Origin of the sequence: Tersicoccus solisilvae (assembly GCF_014643255.1) — a bacterium.
GTDB classification, from domain to species: domain Bacteria; phylum Actinomycetota; class Actinomycetes; order Actinomycetales; family Micrococcaceae; genus Tersicoccus; species Tersicoccus solisilvae.
Genome location: NZ_BMJI01000071.1, coordinates 1 through 617, shown reverse-complemented (window position 1 = coordinate 617; position 617 = coordinate 1). Strand labels below are relative to the sequence as shown.

The window sequence follows — 617 nt, the reverse complement described above, 5'->3', positions numbered from 1 at the left end:
GCCGACCCTGATTCTGCATGCCGCAGACGACCCGTTTATGACGGACGCCGTAATCCCTTCATTGGCGCATCTGCCCGCCTGCGTCGAGTATGAACTGCATGCCAATGGCGGCCATGTGGGCTTTATCGAGGGCGGCACACCATGGCGACCACGCTATTATCTGGAGCAGCGATTGCTGCGTTATCTAACGGAGTCAACTCATGCTGATACCCTATGAATCCCTGCTGCAACTGCCCAAGGACACCCTGGACAACCTGATTAAGGAATACCTGCTCTCTCAGGTAGAAGATGGCAGCTTCGATGCCTTGGGTGACGAAGCGTTGGAGCAGGCCATCGGCAAGTGCCGCCTGGCGCTCAAGAGCGGGCATTTGCTGGTCGAATTTGGTGAAGACGATGAGTCCATTGCGATCCGCTCCCGCGAGGAGATCATGCGCCGAACTCCACTTACCCATGATTGACCCGCCCCCCTGCATTCCTTTATAAGTAGTTAACCAAAGGTTAACCCACCGATCGTTAGCCCGTGGCTCAAGTTCTTTGAAATAGGTAGGAAAAATGTCTGCAAAACATCCAATTATCGCAGTGACAGGTTCATCGGGTGCCGGAACCACGACTACCAC

The 617-nt window shown here is 54.5% G+C and carries 2 protein-coding genes; both read left to right on the top strand.

What is annotated here, in order from left to right; all coding sequences use genetic code 11:
- Nucleotides 1-217, top strand: a 217-nt coding sequence (locus IEX22_RS16290; protein WP_229660110.1) for a hypothetical protein, incomplete at its 5' end; no start/stop codon positions are given.
- Complete coding sequence (locus IEX22_RS16285; protein WP_100143165.1) at nucleotides 201-458, top strand: YheU family protein; 258 nt, start codon at nucleotides 201-203, stop codon at nucleotides 456-458. The genes IEX22_RS16290 and IEX22_RS16285, both read left to right, overlap by 17 nt.
- The last annotated feature ends 159 nt before the right edge of the window (nucleotides 459-617 follow it).